The sequence below is a fragment of the Paenibacillus agri genome (assembly GCF_013359945.1).
In the GTDB taxonomy this organism is placed as follows: Bacteria; Bacillota; Bacilli; order Paenibacillales; family Paenibacillaceae; genus Paenibacillus_AQ; species Paenibacillus_AQ agri.
Window position 1 is genome coordinate 1 of the sequence record NZ_JABWCS010000103.1, and the last position, 289, is coordinate 289.

At 40.1% G+C, this 289-nt stretch carries 1 rRNA gene; it reads right to left on the reverse strand.

Going from position 1 to position 289, the window contains the following annotated elements:
- Positions 1–210 precede the first annotated feature (210 nt).
- A 16S ribosomal RNA gene (locus HPT30_RS00480) occupies positions 211–289 on the reverse strand; the annotation flags it as partial.

Sequence of the window (289 nt, forward strand, 5' to 3'; positions counted from 1 at the left end):
ATCGTATCAACTAATAACTATTTCAACTTGTTTACACAAGTTTCAGCTAAAAGATGTTCTAAAACGCAAATTCGTTTCGGTATCCAGTTTTCAAGGATCAAGGTAAAGATGAGAGCTTAAACTCTCAAAACTGAGCAACGAGTGAGTAACTAATCCTAAGATTAGATTTTAGATTTGAATGTTTCCGTTGCAGGAAACGATTCTCCATAGAAAGGAGGTGATCCAGCCGCACCTTCCGATACGGCTACCTTGTTACGACTTCACCCCAATCATCTACCCCACCTTCGGC